The following is a 21,009-nucleotide window of genomic DNA, read 5'->3' as shown; positions in this document are numbered from 1 at the left end:
GAGGAGGCTGATCCGTGCAGGCCACCGCCCCGTAAGCCTTGCATGTCATTCAGACATCAATGCACTTCAAGGAGGTACGACCCATGACACCCATCCACAAAATCGCCGCTGCTGCTGCCACTGCACTGACGCTCGGGACCGCTGCCCAGGCCGCCGATATCGTTGAAATCGCCTCCGGCGATGACCGCTTCTCCACGCTTGTGGCCGCCGTTTCCGCGGCCGGACTGGTCGAAACACTGCAGGGCCCCGGCCCCTTCACCGTTTACGCGCCGGTCAATGACGCCTTTGCCGCGCTGCCGGAAGGTACCGTAGAGACGCTGCTCGAGCCCGAGAACAAGGGCCAGCTGACGGATGTGCTGCTCTACCATGTCGATGACCGCAAACTGACCGCCGAGATGATCCCCAACGGGTCCAACTACTTCAAACCGGTCCTCGCGTCGGAGCGTCTGTGCATCAGCAAGGGCGCGGATGGTGTCTCGATCGCGGATGGCACGGGCGAGATCGCCAATGTGATCATTGCCAATATCGAAGCGGACAACGGCGTCATCCACGTGGTTGACAAGGTCCTGCTGCCCGGCACACGCCCCGCTTGCCACTGATCTTGAACGGAAATCCCGAAAAGGCCTCGCACTCTGCGGGGCCTTTTGCGTCAGCGGATCACGGGCCAGCATCAGAGCGCGCACGACCACCCGTTGCACTCCCCCCGCCAATTGACGGATAGTGCCTTGAATGACCGGCCCGCATGGGCGATGTCACCGCAAGAGAGATTCATCGGAGCATGTGATGGCCCTGCCTGTACAAAAACAACTGCTCTACTGGGGGATCGCGGCGGCGGTTTTCCTGATGATCCTGTGGTCGCTCGGTCATGTGCTACTGCCCTTCGTGCTGGGCGGCGCTATTGCCTATTTCCTCGACCCCGTCGCCGACCGCCTGGAACGGATGGGGCTGAGCCGGGTCGCCGCCACCGGGCTGATCACCATCGTTGGCATTCTGATCTTCGTGCTGATGGCCCTGCTGGTGATCCCGACCCTGGTCAATCAGGCGTTGCAGCTGGTCAACGTCGCCCCCGATTACTCCCGGAGCATCACGGCCTTTCTGACCGAGAGGTTCCCCTCGCTGCTCGATGACAGCTCCACCCTGCGCCAGTCGATCAGCTCGCTGGGGGAAACCATCCAGAGCCGAGGTGCGCAATTGCTGGAAACCGCGCTGAGCTCTGTCGCCTCCCTGCTGAACGTGGTTGTCCTGCTGGTCATCGTGCCGGTGGTGTCTGTCTACCTGCTGCTGGACTGGGACCGGATGGTGGCGCGCATCGATGATCTCTTGCCCCGCGACCACGCGGACACCATCCGCAACCTTGCGCGCGAAATCGACGCAACGCTGGCCTCCTTCATTCGCGGGATGGGCACGGTCTGCCTGATCCTCGGCGCCTACTATGCCATCGCCCTGATGATTGTCGGGCTGCAATTCGGGCTCGTCGTCGGTTTCGTCGCCGGGCTAGTCACCTTCATCCCCTATCTGGGCGCCCTGATCGGCGGTGCCCTGGCCATTGGTCTGGCGCTCTTTCAATTCTGGGGAGATTGGATTTCCATCGGGTTGGTCGCAGGCATTTTTGTGGTCGGCCAGGTTGTTGAAGGCAATATCCTCACCCCGAAACTGGTGGGCAGTTCCGTTGGGCTGCATCCCGTCTGGCTGATCCTTGCGCTGTCTGTCTTTGGCGCGGCCTTCGGTTTTGTCGGCATGCTGGTCGCCGTGCCAGTCGCCGCAGCCATTGGGGTCGTCACGCGGTTTGGTGTCGCGCAATACAAGGACTCACTCCTCTACCGTGGTCTTTCGGAGCGCAAAAAGGACTGACATGCCGGAGCAACTGGGATTTAATCTTCCAAGCGTTCCGGCGCTCGGGCGGGCGGACTTTCTCGTCGCCCCTTCTAACGCCGTGGCCGTGGCGATGATCGAAAGCGCGCAGGCCGATAAGCTGGTGCTGACCGGTCCTGCAGGGGCGGGCAAAACCCATCTCGCCCATGTCTGGGCCACCCAGACCGGCGCGCGCATTCTCTCCGCCAGGGATTTGGCGCAGCACGACATTCCAGAGCTTGCGCAAGGTGCCGTCGCCGTGGAGGACGTTCCTGACATTGCAACGGATGCCGATGCACAAACCGCGCTCTTTCACCTGCACAACCTTGTGCTGGCCGAGGGCCATGCGCTGTTGCTCACGGGCCGCGGAGTTGTGCGGGACTGGGGCCTTACCCTGCCCGATCTGGCCAGCCGCGTCGCCGCCGCGCAGTCTGCTGCCCTGGACGCGCCCGATGATACGCTGCTGAGCGCGGTTCTCGCCAAACTCTTCTCGGATCGTCAGGTGACCCCGAAGGCAGATCTGATCCCCTATCTGATCCGTCGCATGGATCGGTCTTTTGCAGCTGCCCGCGCCTTGGTCGAGCGCCTTGACACCGCCTCATTGGCACAAAAACGCCCGATATCACGGGCACTTGCGGCAACGTTGCTGGACAATGATCAGGGCCCTGCGCGATAACTGTCATAGATAGTTTACACAGTTCGCGCACAAGGCCTCCATGACCCAAGCCGATTTCCTCTCCGCCGACTTCCCTGCGGCCACCGAGATGCCCGATCTCAATGCCAGCGGACCGGCCAGGTTTTTCAACCGCGAACTGAGCTGGCTCGGCTTCAACTGGCGTGTCGTGCAGGAGGCCGAAAACCCGCGTGTGCCGCTGCTGGAACGCCTGCGGTTTCTGTCGATCTCGGCCGCAAACCTCGATGAATTCTACACCGTGCGCGTCGCAGGTCTGCGGGAACTGGCGCATGCGGGCAATACGACCCCAGCGGCAGACGGGCTCAGCCCCAGCGAACAACTGGCCCTGATCGATGAAAACGCCCGGCGGTTGATGGAAACCCAGCAACATGTGCTGGTCGACTTGCTGAGTGAGATGGAGAAAGAGAACATCTCCGTCCTGCGCAATGCCGACTTGACCAAAGCGGATCTCAAATATCTCGAAGATGTCTTCCTGACGCAGGTCTTTGCCGTTCTGTCCCCGCTGGCCATTGATCCGGCGCACCCATTCCCCTTTATCCCCAACACCGGCTACGCGCTGGCGCTGCAGTTGGAACGCGTCTCGGACAAGAGGCCGCTTCAGGCCCTGCTCCCGATCCCCGGTCAGATTGACCGCTTCGTGGCCCTGCCCGCGGAGGACGGGCACCACCGATTTCTGCCGCTCGAAGAGCTGTTGGTGCTGAACGTGTCCGGGCTTTTTCCCGGCTACAAGCTCAAGGCCCATTTCGAATTCCGCGTGCTGCGCGACAGCGATCTGGAGGTTGAGGAGGAGGCCGAAGACCTCGTGCGTGAATTCGAGGTGGCGCTGAAACGCCGTCGACGTGGCGAGGTTGTGCGACTGACCCACTCCTCCGGCGCGCCGGAGCAGCTGAAATCCGTGATCATGGAGGAATTAGGGGTCGATCAGGAAGAGGTCATCGAAATCAACGGGATGATCGGCTCGGCGGACCTCAAGGAACTGGTACTGGACGCGCGTCCTGACCTGCTCTGGCCGATGTTCACCCCGCGCGTGCCCGAACGGGTCACCGACCACGATGGCGACATGCTCGCCGCGATCCGCTCCAAGGACATGCTGCTGCACCACCCTTACGAGACCTTCGATATGGTGGTGCGCTTCCTGCAGCAGGCAGCGCGGGACCCAAAAGTCGTTGCAATCAAACAGACGCTCTACCGCACCTCGCGCGACAGTCCGATTGTCGAGGCGCTCTGTGAAGCCGCCGAAGACGGCAAATCGGTCACCGCACTGGTGGAACTCAAAGCGCGCTTTGACGAGGCCGCCAACATCCGGCAGTCCCGACGGCTGGAACGGGCGGGCGCCCATGTGGTCTATGGGTTTCTGGACCTCAAGACGCATGCAAAGATCTCGACCGTTGTGCGCCGCGAGGGCAATCAGCTGGTGACCTATACACACTACGGTACCGGCAACTATCACCCGATCACCGCCCGGATTTACACCGACCTGTCGCTCTTTACCTGCGACCAGCGGCTCGGGCGCGATGCCACAAAGGTCTTCAATTACCTGTCCGGCTATGCGCTGCCCGAAAGCCTCGACAATCTGGCGATTTCGCCCACAACGCTCAAGCCGCGCCTGCTAGAGCTGATTGCCGCAGAAGCCGAGCACGCGGGCGCCGGAAAGCCAGCGGTCATCTGGGCTAAAATGAACTCGCTGATCGACAGCGAGGTGATAGACGCCCTCTATGCCGCCTCGCAGGCAGGCGTGAAGATCAGCCTGGTGATCCGCGGCATCTGCGGCTTGCGGCCCGGCATCAAGGGGCTGAGTGATAACATCCGGGTGAAATCCATCGTCGGGCGATTCCTTGAGCATTCGCGCATCGTCTGCTTCGGCAATGGCGCCGGCCTGCCGCACAAGAAATCACGGGTCTTCATTTCCTCCGCCGACTGGATGGGGCGCAACCTCAACCGCCGTGTGGAAACGCTGGTCGAGATCGAAAACGCCACCGTAAAAGCGCAGATCGTCAGCCAGATCATGGCCGCCAACCTTGCGGACGTCGCACAAAGCTGGGTCATGGGGCCGGATGGGTCGTTTGAGCGTCCACCGCTGCCCGAAGGAGCATTTGCCTTTAACTGCCACCGCTTCTTTATGGAAAACCCATCTCTCTCCGGACGTGGCTCCGCCGGGGCCTCGGATGTGCCGAAACTGACCCACACCGAAGACTGAAATCGCACCCGCATGTGTGCTTTTGACCAGGAAAGCTTGTCACAACGCCCCTGTTGACCCATAGCTGGATATTGAACAGGGTGGTGTCAGCAAAAGCCGGATGTCTGCATGAACGAAGCAACCGAAGCGCCTGATGCCGCCGTGGCGCAGCTCGACCACCCAGACATGGGGCTTTTTGGCCGACCTTTGTTTCAGGACCCAAGCGCTCGGGCGCTGTCGCGTGTGGGGGTGGTCGATGTCGGATCAAACTCCGTGCGGCTTGTGGTTTTTGACGGGGCAGCACGCTCGCCCGCCTATTTCTACAATGAAAAAATCATGTGTGCGCTTGGTGCCGGTCTCTCGGAAAGCGGCAAACTGAACCCCCAAGGCCGGGTACGCGCGCTCAGCGCACTGCGCCGGTTCCAGCACCTCGCGCAGGGCATGGGGCTGCCCGAACTTACGGTCGTCGCAACCGCCGCCGTCCGTGATGCCAGCAACGGCCCTGAATTTCGCGAAGAGGTGCTGCGGGAAACCGGCTTGCGCATCTGGGTCATCGACGGAGAGGAAGAGGCACGCCTCTCCGCGCAGGGTGTTCTGCTCGGCTGGCCGGGCTCTTACGGGCTGGTCTGCGATATCGGGGGCTCTTCCATGGAGTTGGCAGAGATTTCGGGCGGTCGTGTGGGCCGCCGCGTCTCTTCCTCGCTCGGACCCCTGAAGCTGCAAGAGATCAGGGGAGGCAAGGCCGCGCGCCGCGTGCACATCAAGGAAACGATGCAGCAGTTGCAGGAAACTATGGGCGTGCAACGCGACCGCCTGTTTCTCGTGGGCGGATCCTGGCGCGCGATTGCCCGCATAGACATGCACCGGCGAAACTATCCGCTGCATGTGCTGCACGAATACCGGATGACCGCCCGCAGCGTCAGTGCCACGGTCAAATTCATCCAAAAGGCCGATCTGGAGGAGCTGCGCACGGCATGTGGCATTTCTTCGGCCCGTATGAGTCTTGTGCCTCTCGCGACAGAAGTGCTGAGCCGCTTGGTCAAGACCTTCCGCCCCAAGGACATCGCGATTTCCAGCTACGGCATCCGCGAAGGCATGCTTTATGAGCAGATGCCGCAACGGTTGCGCGATCGCGACCCGCTGATTGAGTCCTGCCGTTTTGCCGAAGCCAAGGACGCACGTATGCCCGGGTTCGGCAAGCTGCTCTATGCTTTCATCCACCCTATTTTCCGCTCCGTGCCCGATGCGCGGCGGCGGCTCATCAAGGCCGCCTGCCTCTTGCATGACGTCAGTTGGCGCGCCCACCCGGACTATCGCGCGGAAACCTGTTTCGACAATGCCACGCGCGCCAACCTCGGCGGTCTAAAGCATTCGGAACGCGTCTTTCTGGGTCTTGCGCTGCTGCACCGCTATTCCAACAAGCGCCAGGGCACCCGGTTCGAGGAACTCTATGATCTCATCGATGAAAAGACACAGCTGGACGCGGAAATCCTTGGCAAGGCCATGCGCTTTGGCTCCATGCTCTGGATGACGCAGGACGCGGAACGCGGAACGCTACGGTGGTTCCCCAAGAAAAAGGTTCTGCATCTGCGCCTGACACCGGATATGGTCCCGCTTTTCGGCGAAGTCGCGGAGGCCCGGTTGATGTCACTGGCCTCGTCACTGGGGGCCGAAGTGGAGATCAAAAAAATCCGAGGAACCGCTCAAAGGTCGATCTGAGGCGGCGTCTCTTCGGATGGCTCTGTCCCTTCGGGCTTGCGACGGATGATGATGTCACCGTTCGGCAGGATTTCTGGCGCCTCATAGACGGACCAGTCTTCGATCTGCCCCATCAGGTCCGTCAGGGCGGGCCCCATCTGCTCCATGAAACCGCGCATGCTGTCGAATGCAGGCTCCATCTCCAGCAGCAGACCTTCGAGGAATTGTTGCGCGCCGCGCTCCATCATCGAGGGCGCGTCTTCCTCTTGCGCGGCAACGGGTGCCGCACAGAGATGACAGAAGGTCAGAACGGTCAGAATGCGTGTCATGACAGCAATATAGGCGTTTCGGCGCGATTCTTCGAGGTCAGATGTCCAGATCAATGCTGACCGGGAAATGATCCGAGGCCGTTACCAGCGCATCGCGCAAGGCGGTATTCGCCCAGCACGCGGGGTCATCCAGCGGATGCCAAATGCGCCAACTGGCCCCTCTCTGCTGCAAATCCGGCGTCACCATGATGTAGTCGAGCAGCGCCTGCAGGTATCGCTTCTCCGGTTTGATCCAGAAACGTGCAGACGTGGGCGCCGCGCCCAGCCGAGAGGTAAGCGCCCGGCGTGCGTGCGGATCAAAGAGGGCACCGGCCTCACCGTCCAGAATGATCTCCACCGACGACCGGCCAAAGAGGCCCTCGAATTCGTCCAACCCCGGCCCGTCGTTGAGATCCCCCATCAGCATCAGCGGACGCGCCTGCGCAAGATGCTGGTCCACGCGCGCGCGCAGCCAGATCGCCTGCGCCAGCTGTTTACGGCGGTTGGCGATGGCGAGTTTCATCGCATGTGCCTTGTTGCGCGCGCCATGCGGCGCCTTGGATTTGAGATGGGCGCCGATCAGGCCGAACGACACGCCCGACGCCGTTTCAATGTCCAGTTCAAGAGGTGGTTTGGAAAAGCGGACCTGATCCCGGTTGGCATCGATATCGAGATCGATCTCGAAGGTGCCGTCGAACCGCGGCACCGTGCCCGTGCCCGCCATCGGCGCATGCCGCGCCTGCAGGTGATCGGGGTCATAAAGCAGCGCAATTTCCTGCTGGGTCTCATTCATGAACCCCATCACGGCCCGGCGCGCACGCAGCCCGAAGGTCTCGGCGAAATCCTCCAGCGCAGGCACAGTCTGGCGTTTGCCATTTGAATCCGGTGCCTCGATGATCAAGACCGCATCCGCGTCCAGCGCGCGGAACACGACGCCCAGAGCGTCCGCCTGCTCTGCCCGCGTCACGTTGTGGCGCGCGGACCACTCGCCATCGCGCAGCAGGCGGTTGTTGTCGTCAAAGAGATTGCTGAACCATTCGATGTTGTAGGTCGCCAGACGCATCAGACGTCGGCGCCCGCAATCTCATCCCAGGCGCGATTTATGTCCGCCATGCGTTTCTGGGCCAGTTGCATGGCCTCTTCGGGGACCCCGCGGGCAATCATTGCGTCGGGGTGGTTTTCCCGCACCAGCCTGCGCCACACGCGCCGTACTTCCTGGGGTGGCGTATCGGGGGTGACCCCCAAAACCGCGTAAGGGTCTTGCCGCGCTTCTGGCGCAAATCGCATGCGCAGGCGGTTGAACTCCGCCTGTGGCAGCCCAAAGATCTCGGTCACCCGTTCCAGAAACGCGTCTTCATTCGGGTGATAAAACCCATCCGCCATGGCGATATGAAAGAGACCTTCCAGCAGGTCACGCAACGTCTCTGGCTGGCTGGCAAACATTTCCCGGATTCGGGATGCGTAATCCTCGAACCCAGCCACATCCTGCCGGGCGAGGTTAAAGACTTTCGCCGCGCCCTGCTCATCCTGCGACGCGATGTGAAATACCTCGCGAAAGGCCGTCACCTCGTCCCGCGTCACCTGCCCATCGGCCTTTGCCATTTTCGCCCCCAGGGCAATCACGGCGATGGTAAAGGCCACGGATCGCTCGGGCGGGCTGCGCAACCGGTCAAATACCGCAGACAGGCCCTCACCCGCGGTAAGGGCCGACAACGCCTCGGAAATGCGGGACCAGATCGACATAACCATCACTGTACCTGCTCCCCCCGGGCGTGTCAGGGGGCGAAGCGTCGCGTCAGAGGATTTTCTGCATCAGCACAAGGTCCAACCATTGGTCAGCTTTGCGCCCGACCTGCGGCATGCGGGCAACCTCCGTGTAGCCCAACCGCCGGTGAAACATCTGGGCACCTTTGTTGGTGTGGCTGATCCCTGCGACCATCACGTGGTGGCCCTGCTGGCGGGCGGCATCTTCGGCGGCGCTGAGCAACGCGCGCCCCGTCCCGCGCGTCTGTGCACTATCCGAAACGATCACAGTGTGTTCGACCGTCGCCGCATACCCCGGTCCCGCCCGAAACGGGCCAAAAGTAACGAAGCCCACACAGCCATCCCGTTCCCGTGCCACAAGGAAGGCGTCTTTTCGTGCGGCGATCATCGCCTGGATATCTTCAGGCGTTTTTTCAACCGTCGTGAAAGTAGAGAGGGTATCCCGGATCATCGGGTTCCAGAGCGCCGCGATTGCGCCCGCGTCCGCCGCTACCGCCGGGCGGAGCCTCACGCGATGTCGCGGGGACCATGTGGCGTGTCGAATGCCGCATGCAATCCCGCAGGCCCCTGCGCGTACTGTACCCGGTCATCTGACAGATGTGGCGCCAGACGTGCCTGTAAATCTGCACTTTCGGGGTGCTGAATGGTCAGCCGCCTGAGACGGACCCCGGAAGGGGCCAGCATCAGCGCCGGATGCAGAGGTGTATCCCATTGGATCAGCGCAGGCGCAGAATTGTCGAATGGCAGAATACCGTCCTCTGGCACGGCCATCCGCCACCGCAGATCCCCCCGCTCCAGCGCGACGGGGCGGCCCATGTCGCCGGGCAGAGCAGCCAGCGTTCCGGTGATGTCCTCTGTCCGGCAAATCCAGTTGGTCAGACGTGCCGTTCCTGCAAACCGATCAAGGTCAAACCATCGGGCGTGCGCGGGTTTTGGCGCTGCCGGGTTAGCCGCAATGGCCTCCAGATAAAGGCCCTCTTCCAATCCCAGCAGGGCGTTATGCGTGCCGAAAACGGCATGTTCCCCACCGGGCTGCAGGTGCACACCAAGCGCGTTCTCGACGAAATTCCGCGCCTCTTGCAGCGTTTCACCGGCAATTGCTACATGGTCCAATAGCATCCGCGCGCTCCTTCAAGCCCTTGTGTCTTCGTGGACTCCCGACTCCGCAGGGTGTCGAGCTTCCACACCCTCTATTGTCGCGCGGCGCGAATGAGCGACAGGATGTCCTGTGCCGCCTTGGGAATATTGGTCCCTGGTCCAAAGATCGCCTTAACGCCGGCATCATAGAGGAATTGATAGTCCTGCTGCGGGATCACCCCGCCACAGATCACGAGAATATCCTCGGCACCGGCCTCTTTCAATGCCTTGACCAGCTGCGGCGCGAGCGTCTTGTGCCCGGCTGCCTGACTGCTGATGCCGATGACATGCACGTCATTGTCAACCGCGTCCTGCGCCGCCTCTGCCGGGGTCTGAAAGAGCGGCCCCACATCCACGTCGAACCCGATATCGGCAAAGGCGGTGGCAATCACCTTGGCCCCTCGGTCGTGTCCGTCCTGACCCATTTTAACCACCAGCATGCGCGGGCGGCGCCCTTCGGCCTCGGCAAATTCCTCCACCGATTTCTGAATGGCGGCAAAGCCCTCATCTCCCTCATAGGCTGCCCCGTAAACACCCGCCAGCGTCTTGACTTCGGCACGATGACGACCAAAGGTTTTTTCCATTGCCATGCTGATTTCTCCTACGGTTGCCCGCGCGCGGGCGGCCTCTACTGCAGCGGCCAAGAGGTTGCCGCCCTCGGCTGCGCAGGTGCTCAAGGCGTCAAGCGCTTGGGTGCACGCAGCCTCTTCCCGCGCCGCACGGATCTTGTCGAGCCGTGCGATCTGGCTGTCCCGCACCGCGGCATTGTCGATGTCCAGAATATCGATGATGTCTTCCTTCTCGCGGCGGTACTTGTTGACCCCCACGATCACCTCGGTCCCCCGGTCGATCCCGGCCTGCCGGGTGGCGGCGGCTTCTTCAATGCGCAGTTTTGGCATGCCGCTGGCCACCGCCTTGGTCATGCCACCCATCTCCTCGACCTCTTCGATCAGCTTCCAGGCGGCTTCGGCAAGGTCGGAAGTCAGTTTTTCCACATAGTAGGACCCGGCAAGCGGATCGACCACATTGGTCACACCGGTTTCTTCCTGCAAAATCAATTGAGTATTCCGCGCGATTCGGCTGGAGTTTTCCGTGGGCAGGGCAATGGCTTCGTCCAGCGCGTTGGTGTGCAGCGACTGGGTGCCGCCCAGAACCGCGCTCATCGCCTCATAGGCGGTGCGGATGACGTTGTTATAGGGGTCCTGCTCCTGCAGGCTGACACCGGAGGTCTGGCAATGGGTGCGCAGCATCGAGGATTTGGGGTTCTTCGGCTCGAACTCCGCCATGATCCGCGACCAAAGCAGCCGAGCCGCGCGCAGTTTGGCCGCCTCCATGAAGAAATTCATGCCAATCGCAAAGAAAAACGACAGCCGCCCGGCGAATTTGTCCACATCCATGCCCCGCGCGATGGCGGTCCGCACGTATTCGCGCCCGTCCGCCAGCGTGAAGGCCAATTCCTGCACGAGGTTCGCGCCCGCTTCCTGCATGTGATAGCCGGAGATCGAGATCGAGTTGAACTTCGGCATATGGTCGGAGGTGTATTCGATGATATCGGCAATGATCCGCATCGACGGTTCCGGCGGGTAGACATAGGTGTTGCGCACCATGAATTCCTTGAGAATGTCGTTCTGGATCGTGCCCGACAACAGGGATTTGTCATGGCCCTGCTCCTCCCCCGCCACGATGAAATTCGCGAGGATCGGGATCACCGCGCCATTCATCGTCATCGAGACGGAGACCTTGTCGAGCGGGATGCCGTCGAAGAGGATCTTCATGTCCTCAACGCTGTCGATGGCCACGCCCGCCTTGCCCACATCCCCCTCGACGCGGGGGTGATCGCTGTCATAGCCCCGGTGGGTGGCGAGATCGAAGGCAACCGATACCCCCTGTTGCCCGGCGGCCAGCGCCCGACGGTAAAAGGCGTTGCTTTCTTCCGCTGTCGAGAAGCCCGCGTATTGACGGATGGTCCAGGGGCGCCCCGCGTACATCGTCGCCTTCACGCCGCGCGTGTAGGGCGCCTCCCCCGGGATGGTGCCCAGATGCGCAAGATCGGCGACATCGTCCGCCGTATAAAGCGGCTGAACCTCAATGCCTTCGAGGGTCTGCCACGTCAGGTCGTCCAGCGGCCTGCCGCGCAGTTCCGCCTCAGCCAGGTCGCGCCACTTGTCTTTCGTCGAGCTCATTCCCTTGTCCTTCTGTCTGTGGCCCGGCCGGCAGAATTTTTCCTGCTCTTGTCCGGGTTTGATCCTCTGTCAGGGTGGCCATGCCATCTGCACCGGCATGGAGCCACATCATATCATCTGCGTAAGTCTCTCGCAGAGCTGCATTTTCTTCCGGGGTAAAGGGGTTCCAGCGCCCCATGCCAAAGGGCAGCACACTGCCCTCCGATCCTCGGTCGGCCAGCACACGGCGCAGGTCCGCCAGGGTCGGCGCGCGGTTCAGCCACATGCGTTCCGCGTTCCGGGGCGCGTCCAGACCAGCCCCTTTTTCAAGCAGCATTTCTGGCCGCCCGGCATAGGTTTCGAACGGCATCACCCGGATGTCGACCTCGGGCAGCGCGCAGGCCAAATCGGTAATCACGTCCCACCAGCCGCGGCGTGATTGCGCGATGCCGCGCAGCTTGTCCCGTTCCGGCACGGCATGTCCGCGGGCAATCCCATAAGACAAGGCCGAACTCCAGTAGAGTTCGAGACTGCGCGGACTGAAAATAACCGTGCTCAACTGCCCCTCAAACGCGCGGGCAAACCGTGACATGCGCTCGCCAATTGCAGGGTAGAGACTGCCGGTGCGGATGTTGTCGCGCACCGTGCCGATCATGTTTTCATCGCTGATCAACAGGGTCTTGAGGCCCCGCGCCCGCGCGGCAGTCAATTGCAACTGAATGCGACCTTCAGCCCGGCGGCGCAGGTCACGGCCCTTGGCCACCTCGGGCTTCGGCACCAGACCGGAGAACAGACCCCGCCGTGTCCGACCCGGGCCCCAATAGCCGATACCCGCCTCCGCCAAAGGTTCGGCGTGGCGGCGCATGTAGTCCTGAAATGTCGTTGTTCCCGTGCGATGCGCACCAATGTGAAGGATAACGTCCATGACTCGTCTGACCCGATGTAAAGCGACCGTCCCGACCGGTCCGGATGTTGCGGAGACCCTGATCATTACACGCAATCTCTTGCTGCGGATTTAATGGCAAATTTGCCGGTATTAGCCATCGCATATCTGGATGAGCAGCCTATATTGGACGAGACAGGAGACACGATGAAACCGATATTACCCCTTGTTCTCGCTTGCCTTTTTGCCAATGGCACCGCCGCGCAAACTGCGGAGGCAGAGCCTGAGGCGAAGCTGTTCGTGACCATGGAAGAGGTCGATTTGAACCAATTTAAGTGGAAAAATCGCCCCATCGTCGTTTTTGCCGACAGTGAAGACAACCCTGCCTTCGCCGAGCAGATGCGCCTGTTGCAGCAACGTCCGGGCGAATTGGCAGAGCGCGACGTGGTTGTGATCACCGATACCGACCCCGATGCGCAGTCGGACCTGCGCAGGAAACTCCGCCCGCGCGGGTTCATGCTGGTGATCATCGGCAAGGACGGCGGCGTGAAACTGCGCAAACCATTCCCCTGGGACGTGCGCGAAATCAGCCGCAGCATCGACAAGATGCCCATGCGCCAGCGCGAAATCCGCGAGCAGAAGGACCGCGCGATTGAGCGATAGGCTCGCGTATGACGGAGGGGGCGGGGCATAGCGCCTATTCGAACTCCATGATCACGTCGTCCACGGCCAGGCTGTCCCCAGCAGACGCATTGATTTTCGACACCACGCCCTTGCGCTCAGCCCGCAGGATGTTTTCCATCTTCATCGCTTCGATGGTGCAGAGCGCCTGACCGTCCTGCACCTCGTCGCCCACGGCGACATTCATCTTCACCACCAGGCCGGGCATCGGGCAAAGCAGCATCTTGGACGTATCAGGTGGCAGTTTCTCAGGCATCTTGCGCGCCAGTTCCGCCTGACGCGGCGTGCGCACATGTACCTTGAGATCCGCCCCACGGGTCCGTATGCGGAAGCCACCACTGACCTTGCCAACCTTCAACACCAGGGGTGCGTCGGCCACGGTCATTTCCGCCAGTTGGTCCCCGGGCGTCCAGGCACCGGACACCCGCAATTCTGCGCCATCCTCGAAGGTCACCGTCGATCCGTCCTGATCCGCCGCGACGGTAACGCCATAGGATTGGCCCTGCAGCCGCACGTTCCATTCCGATCCGACCTTACGTTCGTGGTTGTCCATCCGACCGGAGACACGCGCGCGCCGGATTTCTGCCACCCGGTGCATGGCCGCACAGGCCGCCGCAATGCGGAGCAATTCGCTTTCCGGCAATTCAACCCCGTCGAAACCGTCGGGATACTCCTCGGCGATGAAGGCCGTGGTCATGTCACCGGAGATAAATTTCGGGTGGTCCATGACCGCAGACAGGAACGGCAGATTGTGCCCGATCCCTTCCACCTCGAAACTGTCCAAAGCAACCCGCATCGCCTCAACGGCCTCCGCCCGTGTCGGCGCCCAGGTGCAGAGCTTCGCAATCATCGGGTCATAATACATGCTGATCTCGCCGCCCTCATAGACGCCGGTGTCATTGCGCACCGCGGCCGGACCACTCTCGGCATCGCCGTGCCATTTGTCATTGTCGAGCAAGGGGCCAGCGGCCACCTCGGCGGGTGGACGGTAGCGCGTCAGACGGCCAATCGACGGCAGGAACCCGCGATACGGGTCCTCCGCATAAAGCCGGTTCTCGATGGCCCATCCGGTCAGCGTGACATCCGATTGCGAAATGGTCAGCGCCTCGCCATTGGCGATGCGGATCATCTGCTCCACCAGATCGACGCCGGTGATCAGCTCGGTCACCGGATGCTCCACCTGCAGACGGGTATTCATTTCGAGGAAGTAGAAGTTCTTGTCACCGTCGACGATGAACTCAACCGTGCCTGCACTGGTGTATCCCACCGCCTGTGCCAAGGCGACCGCCTGCTCCCCCATCGCCTTGCGCGTGGCTTCATCCAGAAATGGGCTCGGGGCCTCTTCGACAACCTTCTGGTTACGGCGCTGGATCGAACACTCGCGCTCTCCCAGGTAGATGCCGTTGCCGTGCGCATCACAGAGCACCTGAATCTCGATATGGCGCGGCTGGGTCACGAACTTCTCGATGAAAATCCGGTCATCCCCAAAGGAATTCGCCGCCTCGTTCTTCGATGACTGGAAGCCCTCGCGCGCTTCTTCATCATTCCAGGCGATGCGCATCCCCTTGCCGCCACCACCCGCAGAGGCCTTGAGCATCACCGGATACCCGATTTCACCTGAAATTTTCACGGCCTCATCCGCGTCTTCGATCAGGCCCATGTAGCCCGGCACGGTGCTGACCCCAGCCTCCTGCGCAATCTTCTTGGAGGTGATCTTGTCTCCCATCTTCTCGATGGCCCCCTTGGGCGGGCCGACAAAGGCGACACCGGCCTCCGCCAGAGCTTCGGCGAACTTGGCGTTTTCCGACAGGAACCCATATCCGGGGTGCACGGCTTCGGCCCCGGAAGAATTGATCGCCTCCATCACCTTGTCGATCACGATATAAGACTGGTTCGCGGGGGGTGGCCCGATGTGCACCGCCTCATCCGCCATCTGCACATGTAACGCCTGCTTGTCCGCATCGGAATAGATCGCGACGGTTCTGATCCCCATCTTGCGGGCAGATTTGATGACGCGGCAGGCAATTTCGCCGCGGTTGGCGATCAGGATCTTAGTGAACATGAGGGGTCCTTTTGGCAGTGCAGAATATTGAAGGGGCAATCCACGCAAAACGCCGCACGTGGGTTGCACGCGCGGCGTTGAATTCAGGATAGAGGGTGCCTGACCTTAGGTCAGTTACACCTGCTTGGGTTGAGTTGGCAGTAGGCCACGTTGCCTGCCGCACCGATGGCGGCACCCTGCAGGGCACTGTTGCCCGTGACCACGGCTGTGCCGGCACCGATGGCCGCGCCACCGACCGCTTGTTCACCAAGCGTGTCGCCGCAGGCCGCAAGACCCGCACAGGCCGCGAGCGTAAGCATGACTTTTCTGACTGGCATAATCGATATCCTTTTGTTTTCGCTGCTGCCGTCCGGTCAACACCGAACGCACCTCTTTGTTCCAACGCCTTGGACCAGCCCAAGAAAAAGGCGGGCAGTCCGGGCGCAACCGCGCTGAACTGCCCGCCAGGGGAAGGGGTACGAATAGTGTACACAGACACGGTGCGGGGATATTCGCGCGCGGCTGCAACAATCACAATACTCGCACTGGTTGAATATTCTACCGTTTTCGGAGCAACCGGCAGCAAATGGGCCATGACTCGCCGTTTTGGTATCGACACTGGCGAAATCACGCCGATCCCCCTTCGAAAGCCTCGGGAAACGACTGGCGCGCAACCCGTTCATCGATGACCAGCATCGCTTCGTAGTCTGCCGGGTCAAAGTCATCAGTGGCAGGAACCACCTCTCGGCCAAAGAGCCAGGACAACCGGCCCGCATCGAGGTTGCCCCGCGCAAACGGCTCGGTGCCAAAGTGATCCCAGAGTGCCTGGAAGAAGGCCGCGTCTGCGCGCCGGTCAGCAGGCTTGCGGTCCTTGAAACGCGCGCGCTCCGTGAGCGGTGTGACACCGCGCGGATTGAATCGTCTGAGGGTGAAATGAAAATCCGTGCCCGGCAACCGACCGGGAAATCCGCGGTGTTTCAGCATGACGCTCCTCCCCGCAGCAGAGGTGCGCCGGTCAGGGCGGGCCCTAAGGTCCGCCCCGCCGTTCTGTTACTTGTATTTGCCGGTGTACGTCGGCTCGGTCGAGATCGGCTCAGGGTCGACCACAACGAATTCTTCCTGCTCTCTCGCGCATGCGGCCACGAGGGCGATGAAGCCCAAAGTCGCCAGCAGTTTGATGCTCTTCGACATCTGTATCTCCTGTCACAATGTCTGTCGGACGGGTGCACATATTGGGTGCCCTCGCCCGTTCTTGGAACGAGACGGCCAAATCGGCCGCTCGGCGTCACCATAGGCAATGCCGGTGATAAAAGAAATGTGAGCAGCGCCAATCCGCTTCGTTGTGACTCCAAAGCCGCAGATTTCCGCCGAAGGCAAGGCTGCACGTCAACATCTAGTGGCCACATCAGAACCCCTCCCAGATACAGGACCCCGAGCTAACCCGGAAAACATCGATGAACTGCGTGGCATCGGGATCAGAGAGCCCAAATTCCACCGGGCGGTCCAGCAACGTGACCGCCACGATCTCGGGGGCGAGGTCGTATTCCGAGAGATAGGGCAGCGCAACTTCGGCGCAAAGGTGCTCCAGATCCGCTTCGGCCTCGGCGAAGGTGATGCTGCCACCATCGCGCGCGATCTCGGGGGTCAGAAAACGGAAGCGCAACCATGTCTCGGCACCGACTTTGTCAACCAGCACCTCGTAAAGCTCGACCGGCTGGCCTGACGGCACATCAAGCACGGGTAAGGCCGTGGAAGCCGCAAATGCAATGGCGGTGATCAGGCTCACGGCGCAACCTCGTCATGGGTGTCGAAATCCGCCGGCGAAATCACCTCCAGCAATTCGAGATCATCCGAATGGCGCACTTCTCGATGCTTGATCCCCGGCGGTTGCAGCACACAGGAGCCCGCGCGCAGAATGTGTTCGCCGGTGCCTTCGTATTCGAAAACCACCCAGCCCCGGGTGACATAGACCATCTGGAACGCCAGATCATGCGAATGCCATGTTGCGGGGCTTTCCATGCCCGGCACAGCGCGGATGACATGCGCACCGAATTGGCCCTGCGTCGCCTCCTTGATCCCCAGATCGCGGTACTCAAAAAACGGTCGTAACCCCGCGCCCTCGAATTTGCCGTCATCCGCATGCGTGATTACGAAGGCCTGGTTTTTCCACAGCGATTGTTGAGGCTTACTCCTCCAGTGTTCTCGAACAAGCACCTTGTCCACGACTTCATCGGCGGACAAGTCTCTTCGCTCTTCGATCAGGCCCGATGCAATGGGTGCACCTCGAAGTTTCCAGAATCCATGTTCAATCTTTTCGAAAAGGTCTTCTCTGAAGTCACCGGGCGCATCAGATGAATGCTCGTATATTCTAGCTCGAACACCTTCGCGCCATGTCCGAGGCAACTCATCCTCTGCGGTTACTTCAAAGTACTTGTAGACATCTTCCATTCGGCCTGCGCCGCCAAGCTTTCGAAAAGCATCTACAACCTGATCTATTCGCCTCATTTCGAAGTACTTCTTTCGCTTAAAGCGGAATATTATCGTGCTTTTTCCACGGTATGTTCGCCTGCTTGTTCCGCAGCGAAGCGAACGCTCGGGCGATGCGTTTGCGGGTGGTGCGCGGCATGATCACCTCGTCGATGAAACCGCGTTCCGCCGCCACGAATGGGTTGGCAAAGCGCTCCTCATAGTCTGCCGTGTGTTTCGCCGTTTTCTCCGCGTCTCCCAGATCACTACGGTGGATGATCTCGGTCGCCCCCTTGGCCCCCATCACGGCAATTTCCGCCGTGGGCCAGGCATAGTTGAAATCCGCCTGCAGATGTTTGGACGACATCACCACATAAGCCCCACCGTAGGCTTTGCGGGTGATCACCGTGACCATCGGCACCGTCGCCTCACCATAGGCGTAGAGCAGTTTGGCCCCGTGCTTGATCACACCGCCATACTCCTGGCTCGTCCCCGGCAGAAAACCCGGCACGTCAATGAGCGTCAGCAACGGGATCTCGAACGCATCGCAGAAACGCACAAAGCGAGCCGCCTTGCGGGAACTGTCGATGTCCAGGCAGCCCGCCAGCACCATCGGCTGGTTCGCCACAACGCCCACGGTGCGCCCCTCAAGGCGGATAAACCCGGTGATGATGTTCTTGGCGAACTCTTCCTGAATCTCGTAAAAATCCCCCTCGTCGCCAAGCTTCAGGATCAGCTCCTTCATGTCATAGGGCGTGTTGGGGTTTTCAGGTACAAGCGTGTCCAGCGACGTCTCAACCCGATCAGGATCGTCGAAGAACGGGCGCACCGGTGGTTTTTCCCGGTTGTTCGACGGCAGGAAATCCACAAGGCGCCGCACTTCGGCAAGCGCTTCCACGTCATTCTCAAACGCCGCGTCGGCCACGGATGACTTTTTGGTGTGGGTGCCCGCGCCACCCAGCTCTTCGGCTGTCACCTGTTCGTTTGTCACGGTCTTCACCACATCCGGGCCGGTTACGAACATGTAAGAGCTGTCTTTGACCATAAAGATGAAGTCGGTCATGGCGGGCGAATAGACCGCACCGCCCGCGCAAGGGCCCATGATCACGCTGATCTGCGGCACCACGCCTGACGCCATGATGTTACGCTGAAAGACATCACCGTAGCCCGCCAAGGAATCCACCCCTTCCTGAATCCGCGCACCACCGGAATCGTTGATACCGATGACCGGCGCGCCGTTCTGCACCGCCATATCCATGATCTTGCAGATCTTCTTGGCATGGGTCTCCGAGACGGAGCCTCCCAGAACCGTAAAGTCCTGACTGAAAACATACACCAAACGCCCGTTGATCGTCCCCCAGCCGGTGACAACCCCATCACCGGCAGGCTTTTCCTGATCCATGCCGAAATCGGTGCACCGATGGGTCACGAACATATCGAACTCTTCAAAGCTGCCTTCATCCAGCAGAAGGTCGACCCGCTCCCGCGAGGTCAGCTTGCCACGTCCGTGCTGCGCGTCGATCCGCCTCTGCCCCCCCCCAAGACGGGCAGTTTCACGACGCTCTTCAAGCTGATGCAGAATATCTTTCATGGGGACCCCATTGGTTGTTTGCGGCACCATACTCAAGGATTGCAGAGGATCGAAGGGATATTTCGTTAATTTGCAAAGTCTATTCACTACATGTTTTGCAAATTGCAAACCAGCAAACAGGCGCGAGACGCATAGCAGCTATGCGTGGACAACAATCCGGACGTGGCCTAGCGTTGCCGAATGCAAAATCCGCCTGCCATCCGCTTCCTGGACCGGACCACGCCGCCGCATATCGCGACGCTGATCCTGCTGTCCGGCATGTCCGCGATGGTCATGAACATGTTCCTGCCAAGCCTGCCGAATATGACCGCATATTTCCAGACCGAATACGGTGTGATGCAGCTCTCGGTCGGCCTGTATCTCGGGGTCAGCGCGATATTGCAGATCCTGATCGGCCCGATCTCCGACAAGTTCGGCCGCAGACCGGTGATCCTTTTTGGACTGAGTATTTTCCTCATCGCCACCTTGGGCTGCATCTACGCACCCACCGCCGAGATATTCCTCGTCTTCCGCGTCTGTCAGGCGATGGTGGCCGTGGCCATGGTCCTCAGCCGTGCCGCCGTCCGCGACATGTTCGAGCAGGACAAGGCAGCATCGATGATCGGCTATGTCACGATGGGCATGGCGATCGTGCCCATGGTCAGCCCCATGCTGGGCGGCGTGTTGGATGAGCTCTTCGGCTGGCGCGCCAATTTCTGGGCGCTCTTCATCATGGGCGCCATGACCCTTTGGCTCGCTTGGGCGGATCAGGGCGAGACGGCAACCAAGAGCGGCAAGACACTCACACAACAGTTCGGCGAGTATCCAGCCTTGCTGACCTCCCCACGATTCTGGGGGTACTCGCTGGCTGCGGGTTTCTGCTCCGGCGCCTTTTTTGCCTACCTGGGTGGCGGTCCCTTCGTGGGATCCGTCGTGTTCGGCCTCTCTCCGTTCTGGGTTGGCATTTATTTTGGCGCACCCGCCCTGGGCTATTTCTTTGGCAATATGTTCACGGGCATGCTGGCGCAGCGCGTCGGCATCAACAAGTTGGTCCTGATTGGCAGTCTGATAAATGCCTTCGGGGTTTTCCTCTCCCTCTTGATTTTTCTGATGGGTCAGGGCAGCGCACTCAGCTTTTTTGGTCTGATGACATTTGTGGGGCTGGGCAACGGGCTGGTCATTCCCAACGCAACCGCAGGCATGCTTTCCGTGCGCCCGCATCTTGCCGGTTCTGCGTCTGGTCTGGGTGGCGCCATCATGATCGGCGGCGGTGCTGGCCTCAGCGTGTTGGCCGGGGCGTCACTTAGCCCGGAAACCGGGGCCTTTCCCCTGCTTTACATCATGCTGGCCACATCGACGGCGGCGGTCGTTTCAATTCTGATGGTCTATCGCCGCGAAAGACGCATTGCGCTACAGAACACTTTGACCTGACACATCGCTGTCGATTTGGTGGGGCACCCACCCCTCAAACTTATCCGCTCCCAGCCCAGAAGGGCGGCGCTTGTTGCGGGTGTGGTAAAAAATCAGGAGGCTCTGCTCGTCCAGCCAACATGGTATGGTGCGTTCCCAGAAAAACCC

Annotated in this window: 21 protein-coding genes; 7 read left to right on the top strand and 14 right to left on the bottom strand. The window is 60.8% G+C overall.

Annotation, left to right across the window (positions count from 1 at the left end; genetic code table 11):
- The first annotated feature begins 83 nt into the window (after window positions 1-83).
- The 5 genes from Q1A52_RS12800 to ppx all read left to right on the top strand — a co-directional run bounded on the left by Q1A52_RS12800 (window position 84) and on the right by ppx (window position 6,440).
- Window positions 84-599: a fasciclin domain-containing protein gene (locus Q1A52_RS12800; RefSeq protein ID WP_300015868.1), complete on the top strand. Its 516-nt coding sequence runs from the start codon at window positions 84-86 to the stop codon at window positions 597-599.
- 184 nt (window positions 600-783) lie between these two features.
- Window positions 784-1,851, top strand: coding sequence for an AI-2E family transporter (locus Q1A52_RS12795; RefSeq protein WP_300015866.1), 1,068 nt, complete (start codon window positions 784-786; stop codon window positions 1,849-1,851).
- Between the two features lies 1 nt (window position 1,852).
- A complete protein-coding gene (locus tag Q1A52_RS12790; protein ID WP_300015863.1) occupies window positions 1,853-2,527 on the top strand; it encodes a chromosomal replication initiator DnaA in 675 nt (224 codons plus the stop codon).
- A gap of 40 nt (window positions 2,528-2,567) precedes the next feature.
- Complete coding sequence (locus Q1A52_RS12785; RefSeq protein WP_300015860.1) at window positions 2,568-4,742, top strand: RNA degradosome polyphosphate kinase; 2,175 nt, start codon at window positions 2,568-2,570, stop codon at window positions 4,740-4,742.
- Between the two features lie 108 nt (window positions 4,743-4,850).
- Window positions 4,851-6,440, top strand: a complete 1,590-nt coding sequence (gene ppx, locus Q1A52_RS12780; protein WP_300015857.1) for an exopolyphosphatase — start codon at window positions 4,851-4,853, stop codon at window positions 6,438-6,440.
- Here ppx and Q1A52_RS12775 read toward each other — a convergent pair.
- From Q1A52_RS12775 to Q1A52_RS12745, 7 genes are all read right to left on the bottom strand, one after another.
- On the bottom strand, window positions 6,425-6,748 hold the full coding sequence (locus tag Q1A52_RS12775; RefSeq protein ID WP_300015854.1) for a hypothetical protein: 324 nt from the start codon (window positions 6,746-6,748) through the stop codon (window positions 6,425-6,427). The two genes, ppx and Q1A52_RS12775, sit on opposite strands and share 16 nt — an antisense overlap.
- A gap of 37 nt (window positions 6,749-6,785) precedes the next feature.
- Window positions 6,786-7,790 (bottom strand): endonuclease/exonuclease/phosphatase family protein, encoded by a 1,005-nt coding sequence (locus tag Q1A52_RS12770; protein WP_300015851.1) that lies wholly within the window; start codon window positions 7,788-7,790, stop codon window positions 6,786-6,788.
- On the bottom strand, window positions 7,790-8,470 hold the full coding sequence (locus tag Q1A52_RS12765) for a TerB family tellurite resistance protein (RefSeq protein ID WP_300015848.1): 681 nt from the start codon (window positions 8,468-8,470) through the stop codon (window positions 7,790-7,792). Before Q1A52_RS12765 ends, Q1A52_RS12770 begins: the two co-directional genes overlap by 1 nt.
- A 52-nt stretch (window positions 8,471-8,522) precedes the next feature.
- Window positions 8,523-9,002, bottom strand: coding sequence for a GNAT family N-acetyltransferase (locus tag Q1A52_RS12760; RefSeq protein WP_300015845.1), 480 nt, complete (start codon window positions 9,000-9,002; stop codon window positions 8,523-8,525).
- On the bottom strand, window positions 8,999-9,610 hold the full coding sequence (locus tag Q1A52_RS12755) for a VOC family protein (protein WP_300015842.1): 612 nt from the start codon (window positions 9,608-9,610) through the stop codon (window positions 8,999-9,001). The genes Q1A52_RS12760 and Q1A52_RS12755 overlap by 4 nt, the downstream gene beginning before the upstream one ends.
- A gap of 71 nt (window positions 9,611-9,681) precedes the next feature.
- Complete coding sequence (gene scpA, locus Q1A52_RS12750; RefSeq protein WP_300015839.1) at window positions 9,682-11,811, bottom strand: methylmalonyl-CoA mutase; 2,130 nt, start codon at window positions 11,809-11,811, stop codon at window positions 9,682-9,684.
- Window positions 11,774-12,715: a hypothetical protein gene (locus Q1A52_RS12745; RefSeq protein ID WP_300015836.1), complete on the bottom strand. Its 942-nt coding sequence runs from the start codon at window positions 12,713-12,715 to the stop codon at window positions 11,774-11,776. Before Q1A52_RS12745 ends, scpA begins: the two co-directional genes overlap by 38 nt.
- A 165-nt stretch (window positions 12,716-12,880) precedes the next feature.
- On the opposite strand from Q1A52_RS12745, the gene Q1A52_RS12740 reads away from it, so the two are divergent.
- The gene (locus Q1A52_RS12740) at window positions 12,881-13,336 is read left to right on the top strand and encodes a DUF4174 domain-containing protein (RefSeq protein ID WP_300015834.1); all 456 of its coding nucleotides are present in this window, start codon (window positions 12,881-12,883) and stop codon (window positions 13,334-13,336) included.
- A 34-nt stretch (window positions 13,337-13,370) separates the two neighbouring features.
- On the opposite strand, the gene Q1A52_RS12735 is transcribed toward Q1A52_RS12740, so the two are convergent.
- From Q1A52_RS12735 to Q1A52_RS12705, 7 genes are all read right to left on the bottom strand, one after another.
- Complete coding sequence (locus Q1A52_RS12735; protein ID WP_300015831.1) at window positions 13,371-15,416, bottom strand: acetyl/propionyl/methylcrotonyl-CoA carboxylase subunit alpha; 2,046 nt, start codon at window positions 15,414-15,416, stop codon at window positions 13,371-13,373.
- Between the two features lie 110 nt (window positions 15,417-15,526).
- Window positions 15,527-15,733: a hypothetical protein gene (locus Q1A52_RS12730; protein ID WP_299782224.1), complete on the bottom strand. Its 207-nt coding sequence runs from the start codon at window positions 15,731-15,733 to the stop codon at window positions 15,527-15,529.
- Window positions 15,734-16,022: 289 nt separating this feature from the next.
- Window positions 16,023-16,379, bottom strand: coding sequence for a hypothetical protein (locus Q1A52_RS12725; RefSeq protein WP_300015828.1), 357 nt, complete (start codon window positions 16,377-16,379; stop codon window positions 16,023-16,025).
- Between the two features lie 66 nt (window positions 16,380-16,445).
- A complete protein-coding gene (locus tag Q1A52_RS12720) occupies window positions 16,446-16,586 on the bottom strand; it encodes a hypothetical protein (RefSeq protein WP_299782220.1) in 141 nt (46 codons plus the stop codon).
- Window positions 16,587-16,800: 214 nt separating this feature from the next.
- Window positions 16,801-17,181: a DUF6497 family protein gene (locus Q1A52_RS12715; RefSeq protein WP_300015825.1), complete on the bottom strand. Its 381-nt coding sequence runs from the start codon at window positions 17,179-17,181 to the stop codon at window positions 16,801-16,803.
- Window positions 17,178-17,843 carry a cupin domain-containing protein gene (locus tag Q1A52_RS12710; RefSeq protein ID WP_300015822.1) on the bottom strand — a complete coding sequence of 222 codons (666 nt, stop codon included), beginning with the start codon at window positions 17,841-17,843 and terminating at the stop codon, window positions 17,178-17,180. The genes Q1A52_RS12715 and Q1A52_RS12710 overlap by 4 nt, the downstream gene beginning before the upstream one ends.
- Window positions 17,844-17,919: 76 nt before the next feature.
- Window positions 17,920-19,452 carry an acyl-CoA carboxylase subunit beta gene (locus Q1A52_RS12705; protein WP_300015819.1) on the bottom strand — a complete coding sequence of 511 codons (1,533 nt, stop codon included), beginning with the start codon at window positions 19,450-19,452 and terminating at the stop codon, window positions 17,920-17,922.
- Window positions 19,453-19,632: 180 nt separating this feature from the next.
- Here Q1A52_RS12705 and Q1A52_RS12700 point away from each other — a divergent pair, with 180 nt between their 5' ends.
- The gene (locus Q1A52_RS12700) at window positions 19,633-20,862 is read left to right on the top strand and encodes a multidrug effflux MFS transporter (RefSeq protein ID WP_300015816.1); all 1,230 of its coding nucleotides are present in this window, start codon (window positions 19,633-19,635) and stop codon (window positions 20,860-20,862) included.
- The last annotated feature ends 147 nt before the right edge of the window (window positions 20,863-21,009 follow it).

The organism is uncultured Roseobacter sp. (genome assembly GCF_947488185.1).
Taxonomy (GTDB): Bacteria; Pseudomonadota; Alphaproteobacteria; order Rhodobacterales; family Rhodobacteraceae; genus Roseobacter.
Note: the sequence above shows the minus strand (reverse complement) of the source record. Positions and strands in the feature narration are given on the sequence as shown.